At 59.6% G+C, this 21,798-nt stretch carries 21 protein-coding genes; 16 read left to right on the plus strand and 5 right to left on the minus strand.

Annotated features, from left to right (window positions below):
- Nucleotides 1-91: 91 nt before the first annotated feature.
- Nucleotides 92-937 carry a carboxylating nicotinate-nucleotide diphosphorylase gene (nadC, locus tag KTN04_RS05080; RefSeq protein ID WP_217334134.1) on the minus strand — a complete coding sequence of 282 codons (846 nt, stop codon included), beginning with the start codon at nucleotides 935-937 and terminating at the stop codon, nucleotides 92-94.
- Nucleotides 938-988: 51 nt separating this feature from the next.
- Between nadC and ampD the strand changes: the two genes are divergently transcribed.
- The 7 genes from ampD to KTN04_RS05115 all read left to right on the plus strand — a co-directional run bounded on the left by ampD (nucleotide 989) and on the right by KTN04_RS05115 (nucleotide 5,928).
- Nucleotides 989-1,579, plus strand: coding sequence for a 1,6-anhydro-N-acetylmuramyl-L-alanine amidase AmpD (gene ampD / locus KTN04_RS05085; RefSeq protein WP_217334135.1), 591 nt, complete (start codon nucleotides 989-991; stop codon nucleotides 1,577-1,579).
- Nucleotides 1,580-1,637: 58 nt separating this feature from the next.
- Nucleotides 1,638-2,693 (plus strand): ABC transporter ATP-binding protein, encoded by a 1,056-nt coding sequence (locus tag KTN04_RS05090; protein WP_217334136.1) that lies wholly within the window; start codon nucleotides 1,638-1,640, stop codon nucleotides 2,691-2,693.
- A gap of 238 nt (nucleotides 2,694-2,931) precedes the next feature.
- On the plus strand, nucleotides 2,932-3,558 hold the full coding sequence (locus KTN04_RS05095) for an HNH endonuclease (RefSeq protein ID WP_217334137.1): 627 nt from the start codon (nucleotides 2,932-2,934) through the stop codon (nucleotides 3,556-3,558).
- Nucleotides 3,559-3,721: 163 nt separating this feature from the next.
- A complete protein-coding gene (locus KTN04_RS05100) occupies nucleotides 3,722-4,027 on the plus strand; it encodes an MTH1187 family thiamine-binding protein (protein WP_217334138.1) in 306 nt (101 codons plus the stop codon).
- 15 nt (nucleotides 4,028-4,042) lie between these two features.
- The gene (locus KTN04_RS05105; RefSeq protein WP_217334139.1) at nucleotides 4,043-4,555 is read left to right on the plus strand and encodes a M48 metallopeptidase family protein; all 513 of its coding nucleotides are present in this window, start codon (nucleotides 4,043-4,045) and stop codon (nucleotides 4,553-4,555) included.
- Between the two features lie 50 nt (nucleotides 4,556-4,605).
- Nucleotides 4,606-5,523 carry a LysR family transcriptional regulator gene (locus KTN04_RS05110; protein WP_217334140.1) on the plus strand — a complete coding sequence of 306 codons (918 nt, stop codon included), beginning with the start codon at nucleotides 4,606-4,608 and terminating at the stop codon, nucleotides 5,521-5,523.
- Nucleotides 5,524-5,592: 69 nt separating this feature from the next.
- Nucleotides 5,593-5,928: a DUF7352 domain-containing protein gene (locus KTN04_RS05115; protein WP_217334141.1), complete on the plus strand. Its 336-nt coding sequence runs from the start codon at nucleotides 5,593-5,595 to the stop codon at nucleotides 5,926-5,928.
- Nucleotides 5,929-6,026: 98 nt separating this feature from the next.
- On the opposite strand, the gene KTN04_RS05120 is transcribed toward KTN04_RS05115, so the two are convergent.
- Together KTN04_RS05120 and KTN04_RS05125 are read right to left on the minus strand one after the other, a co-directional pair.
- On the minus strand, nucleotides 6,027-8,642 hold the full coding sequence (locus KTN04_RS05120; protein WP_217334142.1) for a DUF349 domain-containing protein: 2,616 nt from the start codon (nucleotides 8,640-8,642) through the stop codon (nucleotides 6,027-6,029).
- A gap of 345 nt (nucleotides 8,643-8,987) precedes the next feature.
- Nucleotides 8,988-9,416, minus strand: coding sequence for a YchJ family protein (locus KTN04_RS05125; RefSeq protein ID WP_217334143.1), 429 nt, complete (start codon nucleotides 9,414-9,416; stop codon nucleotides 8,988-8,990).
- 87 nt (nucleotides 9,417-9,503) lie between these two features.
- On the opposite strand from KTN04_RS05125, the gene sbcB reads away from it, so the two are divergent.
- Entirely contained in the window at nucleotides 9,504-10,955 is a 1,452-nt protein-coding gene (sbcB, locus tag KTN04_RS05130; RefSeq protein WP_217334144.1) for an exodeoxyribonuclease I, read from the plus strand.
- Nucleotides 10,921-11,568, plus strand: coding sequence for a hypothetical protein (locus KTN04_RS05135; RefSeq protein ID WP_217334145.1), 648 nt, complete (start codon nucleotides 10,921-10,923; stop codon nucleotides 11,566-11,568). Before sbcB ends, KTN04_RS05135 begins: the two co-directional genes overlap by 35 nt.
- 7 nt (nucleotides 11,569-11,575) lie before the next feature.
- On the opposite strand, the gene KTN04_RS05140 is transcribed toward KTN04_RS05135, so the two are convergent.
- On the minus strand, nucleotides 11,576-14,416 hold the full coding sequence (locus KTN04_RS05140; RefSeq protein WP_217334146.1) for an insulinase family protein: 2,841 nt from the start codon (nucleotides 14,414-14,416) through the stop codon (nucleotides 11,576-11,578).
- Between the two features lie 143 nt (nucleotides 14,417-14,559).
- Between KTN04_RS05140 and KTN04_RS05145 the strand changes: the two genes are divergently transcribed.
- From KTN04_RS05145 to KTN04_RS05175, 7 genes are all read left to right on the plus strand, one after another.
- Nucleotides 14,560-14,943: a DUF6394 family protein gene (locus tag KTN04_RS05145; RefSeq protein WP_217334147.1), complete on the plus strand. Its 384-nt coding sequence runs from the start codon at nucleotides 14,560-14,562 to the stop codon at nucleotides 14,941-14,943.
- Between the two features lie 4 nt (nucleotides 14,944-14,947).
- Nucleotides 14,948-16,648, plus strand: coding sequence for a potassium channel family protein (locus KTN04_RS05150; RefSeq protein WP_217334148.1), 1,701 nt, complete (start codon nucleotides 14,948-14,950; stop codon nucleotides 16,646-16,648).
- Between the two features lie 102 nt (nucleotides 16,649-16,750).
- Entirely contained in the window at nucleotides 16,751-17,620 is an 870-nt protein-coding gene (locus KTN04_RS05155; RefSeq protein WP_217334149.1) for a Tim44 domain-containing protein, read from the plus strand.
- Between the two features lie 183 nt (nucleotides 17,621-17,803).
- Nucleotides 17,804-18,034 carry a hypothetical protein gene (locus KTN04_RS05160; RefSeq protein ID WP_217334150.1) on the plus strand — a complete coding sequence of 77 codons (231 nt, stop codon included), beginning with the start codon at nucleotides 17,804-17,806 and terminating at the stop codon, nucleotides 18,032-18,034.
- A gap of 30 nt (nucleotides 18,035-18,064) precedes the next feature.
- Nucleotides 18,065-18,994 (plus strand): IS1595 family transposase, encoded by a 930-nt coding sequence (locus KTN04_RS05165; protein WP_217334151.1) that lies wholly within the window; start codon nucleotides 18,065-18,067, stop codon nucleotides 18,992-18,994.
- Between the two features lie 34 nt (nucleotides 18,995-19,028).
- The gene (locus KTN04_RS05170; RefSeq protein ID WP_217334152.1) at nucleotides 19,029-19,397 is read left to right on the plus strand and encodes a PDC sensor domain-containing protein; all 369 of its coding nucleotides are present in this window, start codon (nucleotides 19,029-19,031) and stop codon (nucleotides 19,395-19,397) included.
- Nucleotides 19,382-20,980 (plus strand): methyl-accepting chemotaxis protein, encoded by a 1,599-nt coding sequence (locus tag KTN04_RS05175; RefSeq protein WP_217334153.1) that lies wholly within the window; start codon nucleotides 19,382-19,384, stop codon nucleotides 20,978-20,980. The genes KTN04_RS05170 and KTN04_RS05175 overlap by 16 nt, the downstream gene beginning before the upstream one ends.
- Before the next feature lie 17 nt (nucleotides 20,981-20,997).
- On the opposite strand, the gene yaaA is transcribed toward KTN04_RS05175, so the two are convergent.
- Entirely contained in the window at nucleotides 20,998-21,780 is a 783-nt protein-coding gene (gene yaaA / locus KTN04_RS05180) for a peroxide stress protein YaaA (protein WP_217334154.1), read from the minus strand.
- Nucleotides 21,781-21,798 lie beyond the last annotated feature (18 nt).

Raw genomic sequence — 21,798 nt, forward strand, 5'->3', positions numbered from 1 at the left:
GCACGGAACCGCTGTCCAACGGCTTGTTACCTGCAGGTATAAAAAACGGCACGCTCATGTGAGGTGCCGTTTTTTGTCTGCAGCCTTGGGTTTACTCTTCGATAATTCGCATCGACAGATCGACAGCCTGACAATGCTTGGTCAGCGCGCCGATGGAGATGTAATCCACGCCGGTATTGGCGTAGTCGAGCAGGGTCGCGTCAGTGATGTTGCCCGAGGCTTCCAGCTTGGCACGACCGGCGGTCTGGGCCACGGCCGCGACCATGCGCTTGGGGCTGAAGTTGTCCAGCATGACGATATCGGCTCCGGCCACCAGCGCGCGCTCCAGCTGTGCTTCGGTTTCCACCTCGATCTCCACCGGTTTACCCGGATGGTTGCGCCGTGCGGTCTCGATTGCCTGCTCGATACCGCCGCAGGCCATGATGTGGTTTTCCTTGATCAGGAAGGCGTCATACAGGCCGATACGGTGGTTGGAGCAACCGCCACAGCTGACGGCATACTTTTGCCCCATGCGCAGGCCGGGGATGGTCTTGCGGGTATCCAGCAGGGTTACTGGCGTGCCCGCCACGCGCTGAGCGTAGTCATGACTGAGGGTGGCGGTGCCTGACAGGGTCTGCAGGAAGTTCAGCGCGGCCCGCTCACCGGTCAGCAGTGACCGGGCCGAGCCCTCCAGGCGAAACAGCACCTGATCGCGTTCTACTCGGTCACCGTCGCGCACCAGCCATTCGATCTTCACGTCCGGGTCAACCTGGCGGAACACTTCATCCACCCATGCCTGGCCGCAAATCACGGCGGTCTGGCGTGAAATCACACGTGCCTTTTTCTGGTCACTGGCCGGAATCAGTTCGGCGGTGATGTCGCCGTTGCCCACGTCTTCCAGCAGGGCGGTACGCACGTTTTCTTCAATGGTCGGTTTGAGCTCGGTCAGCGTCAGCATGGTGGCGGGCCTGTCCCTTTGATGTACTATGGAGCAGGCATTCTAACGGAAATGGAACAGCCTGAGTATGCTGTCGGAGTACACCCTTTGGACCAGACGCCACCTGTTATAAATCAGCATCGCATCACCTCGGCATGCTTCGTGCCTTCCCCCAATTGCAACACGCGTCCAGCCGGTGAAATCTCGCTGCTGGTGATTCACAACATCAGCCTGCCGCCCGGCCAGTTTGGCGGGGGGCATGTTACCGAGCTGTTTACCAACTGCCTGGACCCGCAGGCGCATCCGTTTTTTGCCAAACTCGACGGGCTGGAGGTTTCCGCACACCTGCTGATCGAGCGTGATGGCAGCATGATCCAGTTTGTGCCCTTCGACCGTCGTGCCTGGCATGCTGGGCGCTCCTGTTTTGATGGTCGTGAAGCCTGTAATGACTTCTCCATCGGCATCGAGTTGGAAGGTGCCGATGACATTCCCTACACCGATGCTCAGTATCAGGTGTTGGCCGCCGTGACACGGACGTTGCTGGTGACCTATCCAAATCTGACCCGAGACCGTATTACCGGCCACAGTAATATTGCGCCGGGACGCAAGACTGATCCGGGCCCGGCGTTTGACTGGGCGCGCTATCGCCAATCTCTTGGATGATCTGAGAATCGTTTTCAATTATCATAATGTTCCCAAATTCTTTCGTCCCGAGGACAGCATGACCGCTTTGCTCAGTATTGAAGGCCTCAAATGTGCGTACCAGTCTCAAACGGTACTGGATGGCGTGGCGCTGTCGATGGAGCAGGGTGAAATTGCCTGTCTGCTGGGCCCCAGCGGTTGTGGCAAGACAACGGTACTGAGAGCCATTGCCGGGTTCATCAGCCCGCTGTCAGGCCAGATCCGTCTGGGCGAACAAGTGATCAGCAGTGCCGCACAGGTCGTGCCGCCGGAAAAACGAGGCATGGGCATGGTGTTTCAGGATTACGCCCTGTTTCCCCACCTGAGCATTGCCGATAACATCGCTTTCGGCCTGAATGGGTTGGCCCGTGCCGAAAAGCGTCGCCGGGTGCAGGAAGTGCTGGACCTGGTCGAATTACCGGACCTGAGCCGCCGCTACCCGCATGAACTCTCTGGCGGTCAGCAGCAGCGCGTGGCGCTGGCACGTGCACTGGCACCGGACCCGCGCCTGCTGCTGATGGACGAACCGTTCTCTAACTTGGACACCGACCTGCGCCGCCAGCTGTCACAGGATGTGCGTGACATTCTCAAGCGCCGAGGCATCGCCGCCATCATGGTGACGCACGACCAGCAGGAAGCTTTTACCATCAGCGATCGTATCGGCATTCTCTCGGCCGGCAAGGTGCAGCAGTGGGGGAGCCCGGAAGACCTTTACTACCGACCGGCCACGCCGGAAGTCGCCTCATTCGTCGGCAAGGGCGAACTCTTCCGCGGCCGTATCAGCGCTGCTCAAGCGGTCGAGACCGACCTGGGGTTGTTGGAGTTTGCCGAGCCGCTGGGCGTGGACGCCGGTTGTGATGTACAGCTGTTCCTGCGACCGGGCGACCTCTATCTGAGCCATGAAGGCGGCGTGCCCGGTGAAATCCTCAGCTCCGAATTTCAGGGCAGCCGGATTCTCTACCGTGTGCGTTTGAATAGCGGGCGTGAAGTGGAAGTATTGGAACAAGGCTTGCATCGCTACAGTCAGGGTGAACGCCTGAACGTACATGTTACCGCTCATCGGCCCATTATATTTTCCTCCTGCCCGGTCAACTGAGCCCTGTCCTAAGGTCGTCGTCAGGTGCAATGGCTGCCAACCTGTCCTTTCATACCGCCATCGCTGTGTGTGATCTATCAAGCGGCTATAACTGACAGTGTGTACGTTGACCTCGGATCATGTGCGCTTGTGACTGGTAATCAATCAAAGATTGATTCAATATCAAGGCAGTACGGAATAGGTGTTGCGAGAGAACACGTACGAAAACACGCATGCTCATTTTCATCGGCAGAGATTGATGATGCTGGATTCTGAAGATCACGACCTGTTGTCTTATTATATGCATCAGCCTGATCAGAGCGCGACGGCGACCCAGGTGATGGACGAGCTTGGCTATCCGTCCGTCGGTGCGATCAACCTTCATGTTGTTCGCCTTGCCAAGAAACTGGCCAACTTCTTCTGTTATGAGCCGGACACAAGGGCAAATGGCCAGTTGAGGTGGTGGCCCTGTCTGTTTGACGGGCAAGAAGAAGCAGAAGGGTTTGTGTGGTCACTGAAAAACGATATTCAGACGTGGTATCGAGATGCCTACGCACTTGACCCCTTTTACATAAAAGTGCATTTAGCTTTGCAAGAGCCTGCGCAGCGAGAGCAACGCTTGGCTCAGGCTTCAAAGATCCCGGTCAAGCGGCGGGTTACATCCTGGGAGTTTGCACGAAACCCTGACGTTGTCGCGGTAGTTTTGTCTCAAGCCAACGGGTATTGTCAGGCGTGTGGAGCCAAGGCACCGTTTGCCAGAAAATCTGATGGCACTCCTTATCTTGAAGTCCATCATCGTGTTCCTCTCGCGGCAGGTGGCGAGGATTCGGTAGAAAATGCGATCGCGCTCTGTCCCAACTGCCATCGTGAAGCTCACTATGGCTAGGTAGGCGTATTGTGCACTCTACCTGCCAGTTGGATCCAAGGGGGCTGTTTACCGGTCTGCCGGATGGATTTGCCCGCCGTATGGCATCTGCTCGCCCGTTTGTCGACCACGGGGGGTAAAATGCGTTCTCTATTCTATTCAGTGCTGACCCTCAGGAGTTTCCATGAATGTCATGATTGATCTCTGTGTCGTCCCGCTTGGGGTGGGTATTTCAGTATCCGAATACGTGACGGCCTGTCAGCGGGTGCTGGAAGAAGCGGGTCTTGAGCATCAGTTGCACGCTTATGGTACCAATATCGAAGGTGACTGGGATGAGGTCATGGCGGCGGTCAAGCGCTGTCATGAAGTTGTCCATGCGATGGGGGCGCCGCGTATCACATCTTCCATGCGCCTGGGCACCCGCACCGACCGGGCGCAGAGTATTGACGACAAGATTCAGAGTGTTACCGACAAGCTGGCTGCGGATTGAGAGAGTGATGCTGTCATGAGTAAGCCCGCAAAACCCCGCTATCTCATTGGATACAGTGCTCAGGTTCAGCAGCAGGCGCAGGCATTGCTGGACAATGAACAATCCGGTACCTGGTTGTTGAACAAGTATCCTCAGGCGCATGATGTGACCGCTGAAAAGGCGCTTTACGAGTACGCGCAGGCAATTAAGAACCGCTATATGCGCAGTTCTTCGCCGATCAGCAAGGTTGTCTATGATGACAAGATTCATATCATCAATAATGCGCTGGGCTTGCATACCCAGGCGTCACGGGTGCAGGGCAAGAAGCTGAAGGCGAAAAGCGAAATTCGGGTCTCGTCGCTGTTTCGCCGGGTGCCGGAGCCGTTTCTGCGCATGATCGTGGTGCACGAACTGGCACACTTGCGTGAAAAGCAGCATGACAAGGCGTTTTACAAGCTGTGCTGCCACATGGAGCCTGATTACCATCAGCTGGAGTTCGAGCTGCGCCTGTATCTGTGCCACCGGGATCGCTTCGCTGATCTGTGGTGATTGTACCCCCTGAGGGATCACGTGCGACACACGGACCAGGAGCGTTACGCATGTTGAACACACTCAATTTTCGCCACCTGTACCATTTTTGGGTGGTGGCCCGAGAGGGCAGTATGGCCAAGGCCAGCCGGATACTGGATTTGGCGCCACAAACACTCAGCAGTCAGGTGGCAACGCTCGAAAGCGAGATTGGCGGGCTGCTGTTTCGACGCGAGGGACGCGGGCTCAAGCTGACCGAGTTGGGCCAGTCCGTACAGGCGCATGCCGATACCATCTTTGAAGCAGCCGAGGCCTTGCAGCAGGAACTGCAGACCCCCGCTGATGAGCGCCCCTTGCGGCTGTCGGTTGGGATTTCCGCCTCCATTCACAAGCTGATTGCCTGGCGTTTGATCGAGCCGGCGTTGCAGCTGGAGCGGCGACTGAACCTGAGTTGTGAAACCGGCCGCACCCCCAACCTGCTGGATGACCTTAAGCGGCATGATCTGGATGTTGTGCTGACCGACCGTCCACCGGTGTTGCAGCCGGACTCCCGTTTGCATTTGCATGATCTGGGCAGCTCGCCGATGAGTCTGTTTGCCGCGCCCGCACTGGCTCAGTCGCTCCGTGACGGGTTTCCGGCCAGCCTGGACGGCCAGCCGTTTCTGGCCAATGCCGTGGCGGCCCCTTACGTCAGTCAGTTGATGCAGTGGTTTGCAGACCAGGGGGTCAGCGTCTCCGTTCGGGCCCAGGTGGATGACAGTGCGCTGATCAAGGTGTTTGGCCATCATGGTATGGGCGTGTTTGCGGCGCCGGCGGTGATTGCCGATGAGGTCTGTCGCCAGTATCAGGTCGAGATGTTGGGACGGGTGGAGTCGGTGCGTGATACGCTCTATGCCATCACGCGGGGGCCGCAGCCGCGCCATGCGGCGGTACAGGCGATCTGCCAAGGGGCTTTGACGTCGAAAAAATCTGACAATTTAGATGAATAAATCTGCTTTTTTCTTTGGTTAACCTTGTCCATTATAAGTGCGTAAGCCAACGAGACGAGGAGTCCGACCATGAAAGCGATCCACAAGTACCGTCTTGAAGCATCAGACAGCCTGAATACCCTGCACCTGAAACATGGCTATCAGGTGGTGCGGTTCGAGTACCTGGTAGCCGAAAAGGGACTCTTCATGTGGGTTGAAGAGCCGCTGCGGGCTGATGTACCAACGTGTACCGCCGCATTTCGTGTCGCCATGACTGGCAAGCCGGTGGCCATGGACTACGAATACATGGATACGGCGCTGGACCCCTTCGGTCCTGAGGCCTATCACCTGTTTCGGGTAGAAGTGGAGCTGGCACATGCGTCATTGTCTGATGACAAGCCGGAGATGGTGCACCATGCAGCTTGAATCTGCAGGTAGATAAAACGCGAGATGCTGGTTGAAGGCACCGGATGGCTCCTTGAGTCATCCGGTTTTTTATGCCGACGCCGTGGTGGGAGGCAGGATCAGGCCGGCTGCAGGAGCTGCACAAAGCGTTCGTGCAGCTCAGTAAACTGCCAGGCGAACGGCAGGGTTAGCCATTCCAGCTCCAGTGCCTGCAGGGCTGCAGGTGTTGGCTCGTCATCCTGCTGCGCTAGCGCCTGGCTCAGACGTTCCATTTGATACTCCATACGCAGAGCCTCGTCTTCTTCCGGCGAGGGATGTCCCAACAGGATTTCCAGTCTAATGCACAGCTCGCGTGCCTGGCGTTCGGAGATCATCAACTGCTCTTCAATACTGCGGTTACCGGCACTGATCAATCGAATGGCTTCAAGGCGCTGCCCGATGAGTTCACGCCAGACGGCGCCGGGTGAGGGACCGGTGATGGCCTGAGTCAACAGGGCTGCCAGGGTGTCGCTACTGCCTTGGGTAGCCAGTTCTTCTTCGGCCTGTTCAGCCAGCAGTGCCAGGCGTTGCAAGGCATCAACAGCGGTATTGCTAAGGGGCTGACGTGCGGCTTCCTTAACCTGCTTGCGCTCGTTGGCGGCCTGTTCGCGCCGCTGGTGCTTGAGGCGCGCAAAAATCATGTCACAGTGCTCGCGGAAGGCCTGCCAGAGTGCGCGTTCGCGACTGCGGAAAGTCGGGCCAGCGGCCTTCCACTGTTGCTGCAGCTGTTTGGCTTCCTGGGCCGCAGTCTGGGCATCGTCCTGCTCGGCCAGTTCGGCAGCGCGGGCAATCAGGGCTTCCTTGATGTCGGCACACTGTTGGCGGTGGTGTTTGATATGCTGGTCCAAGTCGCGCAGCAGGGCATTGAACTGCTGTTGCAGCGGCTTGCCCGGGGCCCGATCCACCGGGGTGAAGGTGCGCCATTCTTCGCGGGCGGTGCGGCTGACGGCTTCAACGGCCGGCCAGTCGGCCTGGCTCCAGTCCATCTGCTCCAGGTAAAGCGCGAGCTGGTCACAAATCTGCTGGCGCTGCGCCAGATTGAATTCACGCTGTTTGCGTTGCGAGCCAAACCAAGCCTGGCAGGGAGCATAGGCTTTTTCTCCGGCGTCATGGAAGCGTTTCCACAGCTTCTGCGAGTGAACCGGGTCGGTGGCATCAACCTGTTTCCATTCCTGCTGTAGGGCGCGAATGCGGTCAGCCAGTGGCTGGGGTTGCATGTCCACACCCACCAGGGCTTCCATCTGCTCACACAGGGCTTCTTTCTTGCCGGCGGCGGCAAAGCCCTGCCAGTCATGCAGTTCAGCCAAGCGGGCATTGAGGGTACGGAAACGGGCTTCAAGGGTATCGGGCAGCAGGCCGTTCAGGCGCTCCATGTGTTGAGCCAGCCGGCCATGCAGGCGATCGGCTTCCACTTGGTGGCCAGTGTCCAGGGCGGATTCCAAGGTGTCCAGCTGGCGTGCAACCTCATCGCTGTGCTGGCGAGCTTCTTGGCGCAGCTGGTCCTGTTTTTGCTTGAGCTGCTGTTGCAGGGTGTTCAGCTTTTGCAGCGATTCGGGCTGGACCAAGGCCTTCGGCCAATCCAGGCTGCTTAGCAGCCTGCGCAGCGGGCGTAACTGTTCGGTATCCTGCTCGGCCGTCAGCAGAGACTCAATCTCGTCCTGGTGTTGCTCCAGCCGTGCCTGTGCCTGTTGCAGCTGGCGCGCCTGATGCATGTCGGCCTGCCAGCGGCGAGCGGTATCAGAGTCCTGTGGCAGCTCCAGGGCCTGCCAGTCGGCGTCCAGTGTGTTCAATGCTGTTTCCAGGGTATTGGCCGATGCTGGCAGCGTGTTCAGCCGTTCGGTCAGTTCAGACTGCAGCGCTCGGGAATGGGCGTCACGAGCCGCCCGTTCAGCTTGTTGCCGGCGCACATACGCTTCGGCATCGGCCTGCTCCTGCAGGCGCTGTTTGACCCGTGTATATAACTGATCAAAACGCTGCTGATCGTCCGCCGCGGCTTTGTCCAGCTGCTGCCAGTCCTGATAAAGGGCTTGTACGCGCGCCTGCAGATACTGGGTATCTTCGGTCAGGGTCAGTTGCTCCAGCTGCTCTAGCAGTTGCAGGCGGCGTTCCTGCTGCTCAGCGGCTTGGCGTGCATGCTCGCGCAGCTGATTCAGCTTGTCACGGCTGATACGGTGTACGGTCTTATCGCGGCCACGCGAGGCACGCTGGATCTCTTCGAGCAGGTCGGTATCGAATATGCGACTGGCGGCTTCCTTACGGATGTCGGCCAGGCGCGCATTCAGCGCGATTTCCATCAACACCTTTTCGTCGTCGATGCTGTTGAGCGTCTGACTTTCAATGTGCGGGCTGCGGGTGTGAATGATGATCTGGGTGCGGGCATCGGTGTCGTCGATCTGCTCCAGTAGCCGGGTTAGCTCGGACAGGTTGTTGTGGCTGTCAAGGCATTCGCTGACGCGCAGCCCGGCCTGATAACGAATGTCGGGATCGCTGGACTGCTGCAGCACCTGGAGCAGAGAATCGGTATCCGACAGTCGGCGCACGGCACTTAGACGTACCTGCGGATTACTGTCATTCAGCGCGAGCTGGCGCAGAATGACGGCCTGCTCGGGGTGGTCCGGTTGTAACTTGTGTACGGCGGAGGCACGTACATCCGGGTCCGAATGACGCCACTTGGGCTTGAACAGGTTTGCAAACATCAGTCACCACTACCAGAAGAGATCCCGGTATCCGTATCAATTGGATACACGGGGGGGCCGCTATTCTAACGGGCAGGGGAGTGCAAGGAAAAGCCTTGACAGATGCTGAATGGACGACAACCGTTTAAAGCACGTGTATCGGATGCCTGGATCCCGCTCCCGAAGTCTCCGATCTGCCCACCTTCAGATAGGTAAAAACGGCGCCTTCGGACCACCCCCGTGTGATTTTCAGTGCGTGCGGATGCCGGCATGTGCGACTTTTACCTGTTGTGGTTCACATGTGCACTCGTCGATGTCTGCGTCAACTGGCGGCCCCCGCGCTGATAAAAGAAGGGCGGCCGGGTATCAAGTGTGCAGCAACTCGACATCACCGTCGGTGTAGACCCACAGCCCCTGCTCGCGCTCGAAGCGTGAGCGTTCGTGCAGGATGGCACTGCCCTCGGGGCTGTCGAAGGAGGCCTTGAACTCCACGACACCCTGTTGGTCCAGCGCGGAGCCGGCTTCGGTATCGATAATTTCCAGTCCGGTCCAGGTCGTGACCTGGGTCTGTTCGGACAGCAACTCGGCATCCAGTGGCGAGCGCTTGCGGGCTGCTGTGGTGTTGATCAGGTAATCAACGGCGCCGAGCACAAATGCTGTGTATCGCGAACGCATCAGGGCTTCGGCCGTGGCGGCCGGCTTACGACCGGAGATGGCCGGTTCGCAGCAGAAGCTGAAAGGCTTGCCTGATCCGCAGGGGCAGCGGGTGTCCATATCCTGAGTATCGATCGGCATGTGGGTGATCCCTGAAGGTTGAAATGTTAATCTGAATGTTCGATTGATCTAACCATTCCCACTGACAAAAGTCGAGATACGGACCTCATGGCGGGCGAGCACAAGCACACCTTTTTCTGGCACGATTACGAAACCACCGGCATCGACCCGGCCCGCGACCGGCCGCTGCAGTTTGCCGGTATTCGCACCGATGCAGCATTCAATATCATCGGCGAGCCGATGATGCTGTACTGCCGTCCCTCGGAGGATGTGCTGCCCAATCCGCGCGCCTGCCTGGTCACCGGCATCACGCCGCAAACCGCGCTGCGGGAAGGTGTCAACGAAGCGGAGTTCATCGCCCGCATTCATGCCGAGCTGGCCACACCGGGGACCTGTGGTGTCGGCTACAACAGCATTCGCTTTGACGACGAAGTGACGCGCTACACGCTGTATCGCAACTTCCACGACCCCTATGCTCGCGAGTGGCAAAACGGCTGCTCGCGCTGGGACATCATCGATATGCTGCGTCTGACCCGGGCGCTGCGGCCTGAGGGCATTGTCTGGCCGAAATACGATGACGGCACTCCGAGCCTGCGCCTGGAGGATCTGACCAGGGCCAACGGAATCGACCATGGCAATGCGCATGACGCCCTGTCAGACGTGTATGCCACCATCGCCGTGGCGCGGCTGATCAAGGAGCGCCAACCCAAACTGTTCGATTATGTACTGAACAACCGCGGTAAGCGTGCCGTACAGGCGCAGCTGGATGTGGCGCGGATGAAGCCGGTGCTGCACGTGTCCTCGAAATACCCGACCGAGTGGGGCAACGCTGCACTGGTGGCACCGGTCGCCTGCCACCCGACCAATCGCAACAGCACGCTGGTATGGGATCTGCGTGAAGACCCGACGCCGCTGTTCGAATTGAGCGTGCCGGAGCTGCGCAAGCTGCTTTTTACGCGCCATGATGAGCTGCCGGAAGGTGCGCCGCGCATTGCGCTCAAGCAGGTACTGGCCAACAAGTGCCCGATTATTGCACCGGCAAGCCTGGTGAAGGAGTCCGCCGAACGCTTGCACATCGACGGCGATGTTTGTCGGCTGCATCTGCAAATGTTGCGTAATGAAACTGGACTGGCGGCCAAACTGGCCGATATCTTCAGTGAGAGCCCGTTCGAGTCGGATGCCGACCCGGACCACATGCTCTACAGCGGTGGTTTCTTTTCCGACCACGACCGTGCCCTGATGGAGCGGGTGCGTAATGCCGATCCGGCCGAGTTGGCCGAACTGGACTTGCCGTTTCAGGATGCCCGGTTGGAAGAAATGCTGTTGCGCTACAAGGCGCGTAACTTTGAATATACACTGACCGAAGATGAAGCCTTGCGCTGGGAAGAGTACCGCAGTCGCAAGCTGCTGCAGGGAGAGGGCGGCTGCTACAGTCTGCCGCAGCTGTTCAAGGACCTGAACGCCATTGCTCAGGATCCGCAGTTGCCGGATCGAGACCGCCACATACTGGAGGAGCTGGCGCTGTATGCCGAATCGATCTATCCGGGCGAGTATCTCTAGCCTGACCTCCGCATTGCTGCTGGCAGGGCTGATGGTCATCCCCAGCGGTGCCGCCGCCGGTTCTGAGCGCCGTGCGGCCCCGATCCCCTATGACGTGACCGGGGCAGACCGTTTTTCGGCCGGTCGCGTGCACGGTCGAGACGCCTACGAGGGCAAGGGACGTGGCGACCGTGACTGGGAGCCGTTGCGCGAGGTGCGCCCGGCGGATCGCATCGCCAAGCCACTGCCGGTGCAAGTGGTACATCCTTCAGCGCTGCCGCCGGTACATGAGGTGGTTGTGCGTCCCAAGCCTGAAATCGTGCTGGCCGGTGAAGACCGGGTATTCGATCAGATTCGCCTGGATGAGGCGATTCAGCGCTGCATTTTTCAGAATATCTGTACCGATGAGGTCAAGGCGATCCCCGGCGTGTACCTGGGGGATGAGCAGGAAGGTGATGAGGACTGGACCGGTCGAGACGATGGCTTGGAAGTGTTGACCGACAACGCTCCGATGGATGCCGAGCCGGAGCCGCCCATACCGGATTCCATTGACCCCTTTGGACTCAATTCACCGGATGGTGGCCCCGGCACCAAGGCACCGGGGCGCGTGTTTGTCGAGGAACCGGCCGAGTAGAGCCAGCTCAGCTGGCCGGGATGCCCAGCTGGTCCTGCTTCAGTGCATTCAGGCGGGCATCATCATCACTCAGCGCCTGCTGCTTCACATCCTCGTCCACGGTGGCGCCAAAGTTGCGAATCAGCAGCTGGCGCGCCATCAGTGCGTCCAGCATCTCACTCAACTCTTCACGGCTTAGATCCCGGGTGTGCGCGCTGAGGCGTTCGCGGGTATCAAAGTCGGTATTGTCGCGATCCAGCTCGCGCCAGAGACGACTGGTGCGCTCGCTCAGGCTGTTGTCGCGCGCATTGATACGCGACAGCAGGCTCTGCTTGTAGCGCGAGAGGTCGGCATCGCTCAGGCTGTTCAGGCGCTGGCGCTGATCGGCCAGGAACTCGGCGTATTCCGCTGCCAGCACGAACGGATCGGTGCCCGGTGACTGCACGACCAGTGACAGGCCGGCTCTCTCCCGGATCGGCATGAAGTTGGCGAAGACGATATAACCATACTGCTTTTCCGTGCGCAGGCGCGAGTAGAAGGGCGTAGACATCATTTCACTCAGCAACGCGACAGCGGCTCGGGTGCGCAGGCTTTCATCCGGTCCCTGCAGGTAGAGCAGGGCGGAAGCGTCATTGTGCTCGGTGCTAAAACTGTCGATCAGGGGCTCATCCACCGGCAACGACAGGACGTGCGGAGCTTCGGCCACCCAGCCCAGGTCGGCCGGCTGCAAGCGGTCGCGCACTTGCTTCGCCATGGCAATGGCATCTTCCCGGGTCAGGTTGCCATGGGCCAGCATGCGCAGGCCGGCCGGCTCCAGCAGACGGGGGTAAAAGGTCATCAGATCGTCCAGGGTCAGCTGATCCAGCACCGCCAGCTTCTGTTCGGTACTCCAGCTGCCCAGCAGATGGGTATACAGGTGGCTGAAGGCCTGGTTGTAAGGCTTTTCCCGGAGGCTGTTGTCCAGCTCCTCATGCAACTGATCCTTGATACGGGCAAAACGCCGGGCATTGGCCTCGGGCTGACGCATGACATCCAGTACACGCGTCAGCAACTGTGGCTGACGGTCGTTGAAACCGCCCATCTGCAGGCTGATGCCCTGCAGGTGCGGGTACAGGTTCAGGCTGATGCCTGCCAGCGCGGCATCGTACAGCGGCTCATTGAGCTGATCCTGCACCATGCGGGTATAGAGGCCGGCGAGCAGTGTATTGCGGGCGGACTGGCCGGCCACCGGCGATAGCAGGGCAAAGCGGAAGTCGGCCTTGGGACGCTTGAACGCCTGATCCGGCATATACCAGAGGACTGCGCCGGGCGTCGACCAGACGGCCTGTGGCCGGCTTTGGGGGGCTGTATCGATCAGTGACAGGTCCTTAGCCACATAAGGGTTGAGGGCACGGACCTGCAGGCGCGGGTCGATCTCGACCTGTTGCCACTGGGCCAGGCGCTCGTCCTCGATCGGCAGAATGGCGTAGGGCGTCTGGTAGCGCGGCTCGATTCGGTCGGTGGCCACTGACGGACCCTCCAGAGTGAGCAACAGGTTTTCCGGGCGCATGCGATCAAGGTAGTTGTCCAGCAGCGTCGCATCGAAGGTGCCGAAGTAGTAATCGGCATCCAGCAGGTGAGCGGTCGGGTAGTACATCTGTGCCTGCGCCAGACGTAGCACTTCATGCATGGGCTCGCCGGCCATGCGGAAGCGGAACTCGGTGGCCGCCAGTTGGCGCTCTTCGGCAAACAGGGCCGGGTCGATACCGTTCTGACGCAGCCGCTCGATGAAGGTAAAGGTGTCGGCGGTAATCTGATCGACCTGCGCCGCTCCCGCTTCGGTCAGCTCCATGCGGATACGGAACATCGACTGCTCCGGCAGGTCCAGCACCGGTGAGGCGGCCAGGCTGCGCACCCAGCCCTTTTCCTTCAGCAGCGACAGCAGACTGCCGCGCCCCTCGTAGCCGATCAGGCTGCTGAGGAAGTACAGCGGTTTTTGCTGCCAGTGCTCGCGCACGGGCGGCACCGGGAAGCTCAGGCTGAGCATGCGAGTCTCGCGCAGGGTTTCGATATTCAGCTGGGCCGGCAGGGTGTTGTCCAGCAGCAGCGGTGCCTGGTCTCGGTAGGGGGCGGCCTGGCGATTTTCGATGGTACCAAAAGCCTGGCGGACCAGGGTTTCCAGCTCATCCAGCGGCTGTGGACCGCTGATCGCCAGCGTCATCAGGTTGGCCGAGTAATAGCGCTCGTAGAAACGGATCAGTTCGTCACGAATACGGCTGTCATCCTCGTCGGACAAGGTTTCCAGGCTACCGACGGCAAAGCGGCTGTAATGATGCTCAGGGTTGAGAATCTGCTTCTGGGCCTCAAAACTGCGGCGGCCGTCGTCGCGCAGCTTGGCCTGATATTCCGAGTGCACGGCATGACGCTCGCGATCCACGTATTTGGCGGTAAACAGCGGCGCAATAAAGAACTGGCTGAAGCGGTCAACGGCTTCGGGCAGGGCGCTGGCTTTCACATCGAAGAAATAGTTGGTGTTTTCATAGGCCGTGAAGGCATTGTGGCTGCCGCCGTGGGAACTGATGAACTGCTGGTAGCTATCGGCCTCCGGGTATTTCTCGGTGCCCAGAAACAGCATGTGTTCCAGAAAGTGCGCCAGGCCCGGACGTGATGCCGGGTTGGCATTGGAGCCGACTTCGACGTTCAGCGACACGGCAGCCTTGTCGGCACCGGGATTGGACACCAGGACAGCGCGTAGGCCGTTGTCCAGCTGCAGGGGGCGATAACTGCGTGTATCCAGCGGGCTGGTGATGATCTCGGCCCGCAGTGGCAGGGCCAGGCAGGACAGCAGGAGCAGCAGCGCAAAGGCTGCCTGTTGGCGTAGATACAGCATAGTCCCTCACTTTGATAACGCGTTCAGTAGAAGCATACGACCCCGGTGGCGAATTGGGGTTCAATTCCGTTGATCCACGGTGGTGCAGTGGACGCGGACAGTCGATACAATCAGCCGAAGTTTACAGGATAGGAAACGAACGGATGAACCGCGAAAAGGTGATCTTTGCATTTTTCATCGTGTTGGCGCTGACACTCAACTTCGGATTTGTGCTGGGTGATCTGGACAACGCCGACCATCATGATGTGTTCGAGCTTTTTGCGGCACTGGTCGTCAGCCTGATCTGTACCGTGCTCAAGTTTGGCGACCGGACCCATCTGGGGGCGCTGATGCTGGCAACCAGCCTGGTGGCCGACCTGCAGCTGATCATCGCGGCGGTCTTCTGGGGCTATGGCGAGCAGGTGATGGCCGGAGGCATGACGCCGCGCATGATGGCCAGTGTCGTCTCCTTTGCCGCCGGAGCGGCGGTGGCTAACCTGATCTCGGTGGTGCTGCTGGTCGTGGAAACGGCGCTGATACGGCGTTGAGGCCATGAATAATCTGGTCTTTCTGTTCATGCGGCGTCTGCGGGCGCCGCTGATCACGTTGATCACGGTATACGCCATCTCGGTGTTCGGCATGACGCTGATTCCGGGCCGGGATGCCGATGGCAACGTCTGGTACATGGATTTCTTCCATGCCTTCTATTTCGTGTCCTACATGGGAACCACTATTGGTTTCGGCGAGGTGCCCTACGAGTTTACCGGCGCCCAGCGCATGTGGGTCACCCTGTCGATCTATGCCACCGTCATCAGCTGGCTGTACGGTATTGGTCAGACGCTGGCGGTGCTGCAGGAGCCGATGTTCGGGCGCCTGATGCGGTTGCGCGGATTCATTGCTCATGTGCGCAAGTTGCACCAGCCCTTTTATCTGGTCTGCGGCTATGGCGTCACCGGCAGCATCGTAGTGCGGCGCCTGATCAATCGGGGCATCCGCGTGGTGGTGGTCGATATCGATCAGGACCGTATCGATGCACTGGAGCTGGATAATCTGGAGTTGCCGGTGCCGTCCATCTGTGCCGATGCCTCGCTGCCCGATATCCTCGATCATGCCGGGCTCCAGCACCCGCATTGCATCGGCGTGCTGGCACTGACCAACAACGACAACGTCAACCTGTCGATCGCCATTGCCAGCAAGTTGCTGGCGCCGCGGCGGCAGGTGATCACGCGTACCAACGCTCAGGTCACCACGGCCAACATGGCCTCCTTCGGCACCGACATGATCGTCGACCCCTTCCAGACCTACGCCGACTACATGGCATTGGCAGCGCGTTCGCCGCACAAGTTGCTGGCTTATGACTGGCTGATGAACCCGCATCACCGGACCCTGTCCAGTGCTTACAAGCACGCACCGGGACGCTGGATCATCTGTGGCTATGGCCGCTTCGGACGTGCGCTGGCGGCGGCCTTTTCAGCCGAGGGCATGGAGATGACCATCATCGATCCCAGCCCCGGCAATCTGGCTGCGCTGAAGAATGCCGTAGTTGGCGTGGGCACCGAAGCCCATACCCTTGAAGCCGCCGGGGTGACATCCGCGGTGGGCATCATCGCCGGCACCGCCAACGATGCCGACAACCTCTCGATCATTATGACGGCGCGCGAGCTCAATCCCCGTTTGACCACGGTGGTGCGGCAGAACCTGCATGAAAATGGGCTGGTGTTCCGCAACAGCCGCTGCGATTTCATCATGGAGCCGGGCCGGATCATCGCCAACCGCATCCTGGCGCAGCTGAAAACGCCGCTGCTACCGCTGTTTATGGAGCACCTACACCAGCAGGACGATGTCTGGGCACATACGCTGATCAACCGCATGAGCAATGTGGTCGGTGATCGGGAGCTGGACAGCTGGGCTGTGCAGGTCACCGCGCAAACGGCCCCGGCCATTCTGGCTATGCTGGATGAGCGGCCGGTATCGCTGCGCTATCTGAGTAAGGACCCGCGCCAGCGCGACCGGCAGCTGCCCTGTTTCCCGCTGTTGCTCAAGACCCTGGAAGGCGTCAAGCTGTTGCCCGGCGAGCTGCACGCGCTGCAGGTGGGGGATGAAATCCTGTTTTGCGGCCTGAGCCCCGCCAAGCGGCAGATGGAATGGAGCATCAATAACTACAACGTGCTGCACTATCTGCTGACCGGAGAAGACCCGCCGCACACCCTGCTGGCGCGGCTGCTGCGTCGTGGCAGCGAAAGTGGCGCCTGAGCCGAACGTCGGTCTGCCGTCGGTGTCAGAACCCCTGTACACTATTTGCATTCCGGCCTGCACGCGGCGTGCGGGTGAGCATTTCATCATTGAGGAGAGACAATGCGAACACTGATGACCACGTTTTTTGCCCTGGTGCTGGGTCTGGCCATGGTGCCGGACATGGCGGAAGCCAAGCGCCTGGGGGGCGGCTCCAGCTTCGGCAAGAGTTATTCCACACCCAAGCGGGTTGCGCCAGCGCCCAGCAAGGAACAGGCCTCCAGCGGCACCACGGCGGGCAAGACAACGTCGGCCACGGGCACCAAGTCCAAGGGCTTTGGCGGCATGCTGGGCGGTCTGCTGGCCGGTGGCCTGCTGGCGGCCCTGTTCATGGGCGGTGCCTTCGAGGGCATCCAGTTCATGGACATCCTGCTGATCGCGGTAATCGGGTTCGTGGCGTTCAAGCTGTTGACGCGGCGCAAGGTGCAACCGGCGCAGCCGGCCTACGCCACCCCGGATGGCGGCATGATGCGCCAGCAGCCGGAACCCCAGCCGTCTCAGCCGGCGCCGGCGCGTTTTGGCGGCACGGGCAACGCCGGGCTCACGGCGGCACGTCTGAATCTGCCGGACTGGTTCAACGAAAAAGCGTTTGTTGAAGGTGCTCAGCAGCACTTTACCCATTTGCAGAAAGCCTGGGATACCCGTGACTGGAGCGAGATTCGCGACTACATGTCCGACGAAATGTTTGCGGCTCTGCAGGAAGAACGCGCCAAGCTGCCGGATCAGCAGCATACCGAGGTGGATTCGGTCATGGCTGAACTGGTTAACTTCACCGAAGAACCGGGTCAAGTGGTGGCCAGCATTCACTTCTATGGCTGGATCGCCGAATCCGGTCAGCCAAGCAGCGAGTTCAGTGAAGTTTGGCACCTGAGCCGCGACATGAGCCAGGACAACGCCGACTGGATCATCGTCGGTATCGAACAGGCCGGTTAATACCGGCCCGCCACGGCCCGACCGGGCCGTGGCCCTGCCTCTTTCTGGTGCGCATGCACCACCGTTTACCCCTCCTGCTCAGTTCGAGAGCATCAACACTGAATTCCTCCCCCTGTTATACGCTGAAAGTGCGTTGGCGCGCTTGTTGCATTGTCTCCATGGACCAACAGATGGAGTAAAATGATGTCGGTGTTGAAAGGCTCACACATGTCACTGTCTCGGGCCGAGCGCCACTGGCTGCCCCTGTGGGGTGCCACCGGCAAGTTCGCCATGCGCCGCGCCTGCTGGCTGAACCGCCACATGCTGCCGGTGATCGAGCAGACCTTTGAAGGCATTGCCCAGATCCGTGTGCGCTTGCTGACTGAATGGGCGCAAACGGCTGTGTTGCACTTGAGTGTTGGTAGCCTACACTGAGGTCTATACCCCAGATGGACCGGAGCTTTCATGAGCACTCAGCGCCTTCGCAGTATTCTCCCACATATCGAAGACCTCACATACGCAGAGCTGAAGAAGCTTAAGCATCAAGTTGATGACCTGATATCCAAAAATCAGGTCGGTGAAGTCATTGCGAAACGAGAAGAAAACCTGGTCGAATGCCCCCACTGTAGCTGCAACCGGCTTGCCCGATGGGGGTTCACAAAACAGGGCATTCAGCGGTTCAAATGCAAAGCCTGTTTGCAGACGTTCAATGCGTTGAAAGGAACACCTCTGTACAGAATGCGCATGAATCAGAAGTGGCTCAAATACAACGAGCTTATGTGGCATGGTGCTCCGTTGCGCAAGTGTGCAGCGGAGTTGGGCATTAATCTCCGTACAGCTTTTCGTTGGCGGCATGCCTTTCTCAAAGCGCCTTCAAGCATTGACGTGCAGCCTCTGTCAGGCGTTATTGAAGCCGATGAAACCTTTGTAAATGAATCATTTAAGGGGAAGCGTAAGCTGCACCGAAGCGCCAGGAAGCGAGGTGGCGGCAAGGTTCCCAAAACGCCGATTCTAATCGCCATGAATCGCGATGGCTCGGTTGTTCATGAGGTTGTCGACCAGAATACCAAGGAAAGTATCTGCCGCTTTCTCCAGCCTAAAATCGCTGAAGGTTCCGTACTCTGCACCGATGGAAATAAGTCCTATATCGAGGTCGCTAATGGCTGCAAAATCGATCATAAACGTATTGTTGGGCTAGATAAGATAAGAGTTGTGGAGGGCATCTACCACATCCAAACACTCAACAACTACATGATGAACTGGAAAGAGTGGATGGTGCGTTTCAGGGGCGTGGGGCGAGCGTATCTACCCAACTACCTCAGCTGGTTCAGGTATATGAAGCAGAACAGAAAGTCATGTCAGGGATTGCTGCTGACTGCTGTGACCAACACCTAAGTGCAACACAGCCGCGCAAACGCAGTGGGATCAGTTGTCGGCACTGGCCGAACAGCTGGCACAGGTCGAGCCCGAGGCCGCGCGGTCCTTGCTGGAACAGCGTCTGCAACAGGCACCGGACTGGACCGAACTGGCTTGGGTGGATTGCCAGGGTCGGGTATTGCAGTCGACGGCGGCGCAGCGTATCGGCAGTCAGGATCTGGATGCCGATGCGCTGCGCCGGGGGCGCGAGGCGCCTTTTCTGCATGGCCCGTACGTGGACCCGGTAACGCTACAGTTGGGGCCACGCTCCTCCGCGTTTCATGATGCGGTGACATTGATGTTTTATCAGCCCATACGGCACCGTGGAGAAACACGGGGTCTGCTCGTGCCCGGGTGCCCAATGATGTGCTGGGTGACCTGATTCAAAGGGAAGCCGGACACGTTTACCCCGAATCCGGGGACAACTACCTGTTCATGGTGGAATCCCGGTTTGATCCTGCCATTGCACCGGGCACGGCGCTGTCACGCTCGCGGTTTGAAGATGACACCTTTTCGCATGGCGAAAATCTGAAAAGCGGCATCCACACCCGCTGGGGCAGGGTCAAGGTGATGCGGCATACCGAGCTGGAGCTGCGTTTTACCGACCCGGCCACGGGACAGCTGCACCCCGGCGTGCGCGAGACCATTCGGTGCGGAGAAAATCTGTTCGTCACCTATCCGGGCTATTCTGATTACCGGCATATTCCGGTGATCGGCAAGGGCGTGACCTTCTCGCTGCCGGGATCGCCGGACCGCTGGGGGATGATGTGCGAATCGGATCTGGAAGAGGTGTACCGGCGCCGGTCGCTCAGTGTACGCCTGCCGCTGGGGCTGGTGGCCACACTGGCCCTAGGGCTGGGCACCAGTGCGGCTGTGCAATCGGTACTGGCATTGTCGTCGTGGCAGGCCTGGGGGCTGGATACGGGGCTGGTCATGCTTTCCGTACTATTGTTCTGGCAGTTGTGCATCCGGCCGCTGTCACGGCGGCTGGAGGCGATGACCGCCGTCATTCGTAACCTGGCCGAAGGGCAGGGCAACCTGAGCCAGCGCCTGGACAGTGCCGATATGCGCGCGGATGAAACCGGTGATCTGGCCCGCTGGATCAACAGCTTTGTCGACAACCTCGACAGTATTGTGGCACAGGTGATTCGTGCCGCCGGTGACGTGGATACGCATAGCCGGCAAATGCAGAGCCGCAATCGTACGGCGCTGGAGGCGGCTGCGGCTGTCGACACTGCCGCCGACCAGATGCTGGAGCAGGTGGAAGCGCAGCTGGCCGGTATCAGCCAGGCCTCGGCCACGGCAGAGGTGATGAAAGGCGCGATGGAGGATGTGGTCGCGCGTGCGCGCGAGCAGTACGAGTCTGTGCGGGCCGGGACGCGGGCCATACGGGACATCGTGCAGACCTCGGCACAACGGGTGGAAGCGCTGAATCAGCGCACCGGCGAAATCGATGAAATGGTGGGTCTGATTACCGATATCACGGCCCAGACCAACCTGCTGGCCCTGAATGCCGCCATCGAAGCCGCCCGGGCCGGTGAGCATGGACGCGGCTTTTCCGTGGTGGCGGACGAGGTGCGGGCACTGGCTTCACGGACCCAGGCCGCGGCGCGGGAAATCGGTGAGCGTGTCGAGCGCATTCAGAGTGAAAGCGAGGCGGCGGTACGGTTCATGGAGTCCGGGGTAGAGGATGTGGACCGCGGCCTGATACTGGCCGAGCAGTCCACCTCGGACAGTTCCGCGCTGCATGATGCCGTGGCACAGATGTTCGATACCATCAAGCATATCGACCGCCACAGTCAGGCACATGGCGGTCATGCCCGTTCGGTCACCGATATTGCCACGCGCATGAACACAACCGTCGGCGAGTTGCAGCTGAGTTCGGATCAGGTCAAGGGCACGGCCGCCAAGCTGCAGCAGCTGGTCGGGGCATTTGAAGTCAGTGACGGGCGCCGGGCAGGCTGAGCCCGCCCGAACAGACCTTACTTGGCCGGCGGTTCGTCGCGCAGAAACACCCAGGTATCGCCCTGGCTCTGCGCGTCACTGAAGTAGTATCCTTCCAGGTCAAAGCCCTTGAGTGCATCTGGCGTGTCGATGCGGTTCTGGATGATGTAACGGCTCATCAGCCCGCGGGCCTTCTTGGCGTAGAAGCTGATGATCTTGTACTGGCCGTTCTTGAAGTCCTTGAACACCGGTGTGATCAGGCGCGCCTTGAGTGCTTTGGTCTTGACCGCCTTGAAGTATTCGTTGGAGGCCAGGTTGACCACGACATCATCGTTCTGCTCGGCCAGTTCTGTATTCAGGCTGTCGGTAATCAGGCTGCCCCAAAACTGGTAGAGGTTGCTGCCGCGCGGGTTTTCCAGGCGGGTACCCATTTCCAGACGATAGGGCTCCAGCAGGTCGAGCGGGCGTAGCACGCCATAGAGACCGGAGAGGATGCGCAGGTGACGCTGGGCAAAGTCGAAGTCGTCGTCATTCAGACTGTCGGCATCCAGGCCGGTGTAGACATCACCCTTGAAGGCCAGCACGGCCTGGCGCGCATTGTCCGGGGTGTGCTCGGGCTGCCAGCTTTCATAACGGGCCACGTTCAGGCTGGCCAGCTTGTCACTGAGTTTCATCAGGTCGGCAACATCCTGCACGGATAGCTGTCGCAGGGTGTCGATCAGCACCTGTGAATGATCGGTAAAGCGAGGTCGGGTAAAGGCATCGGTGGCCAGCGGTGAGTCATAATCCAGGGTTTTGGCTGGTGAAACCAGAGTCAGCATCGGCGTGGGTACCTTGGT

It is taken from the genome of Marinobacterium weihaiense (assembly GCF_019061305.1).
GTDB lineage: Bacteria > Pseudomonadota > Gammaproteobacteria > Pseudomonadales > Balneatricaceae > Marinobacterium > Marinobacterium weihaiense.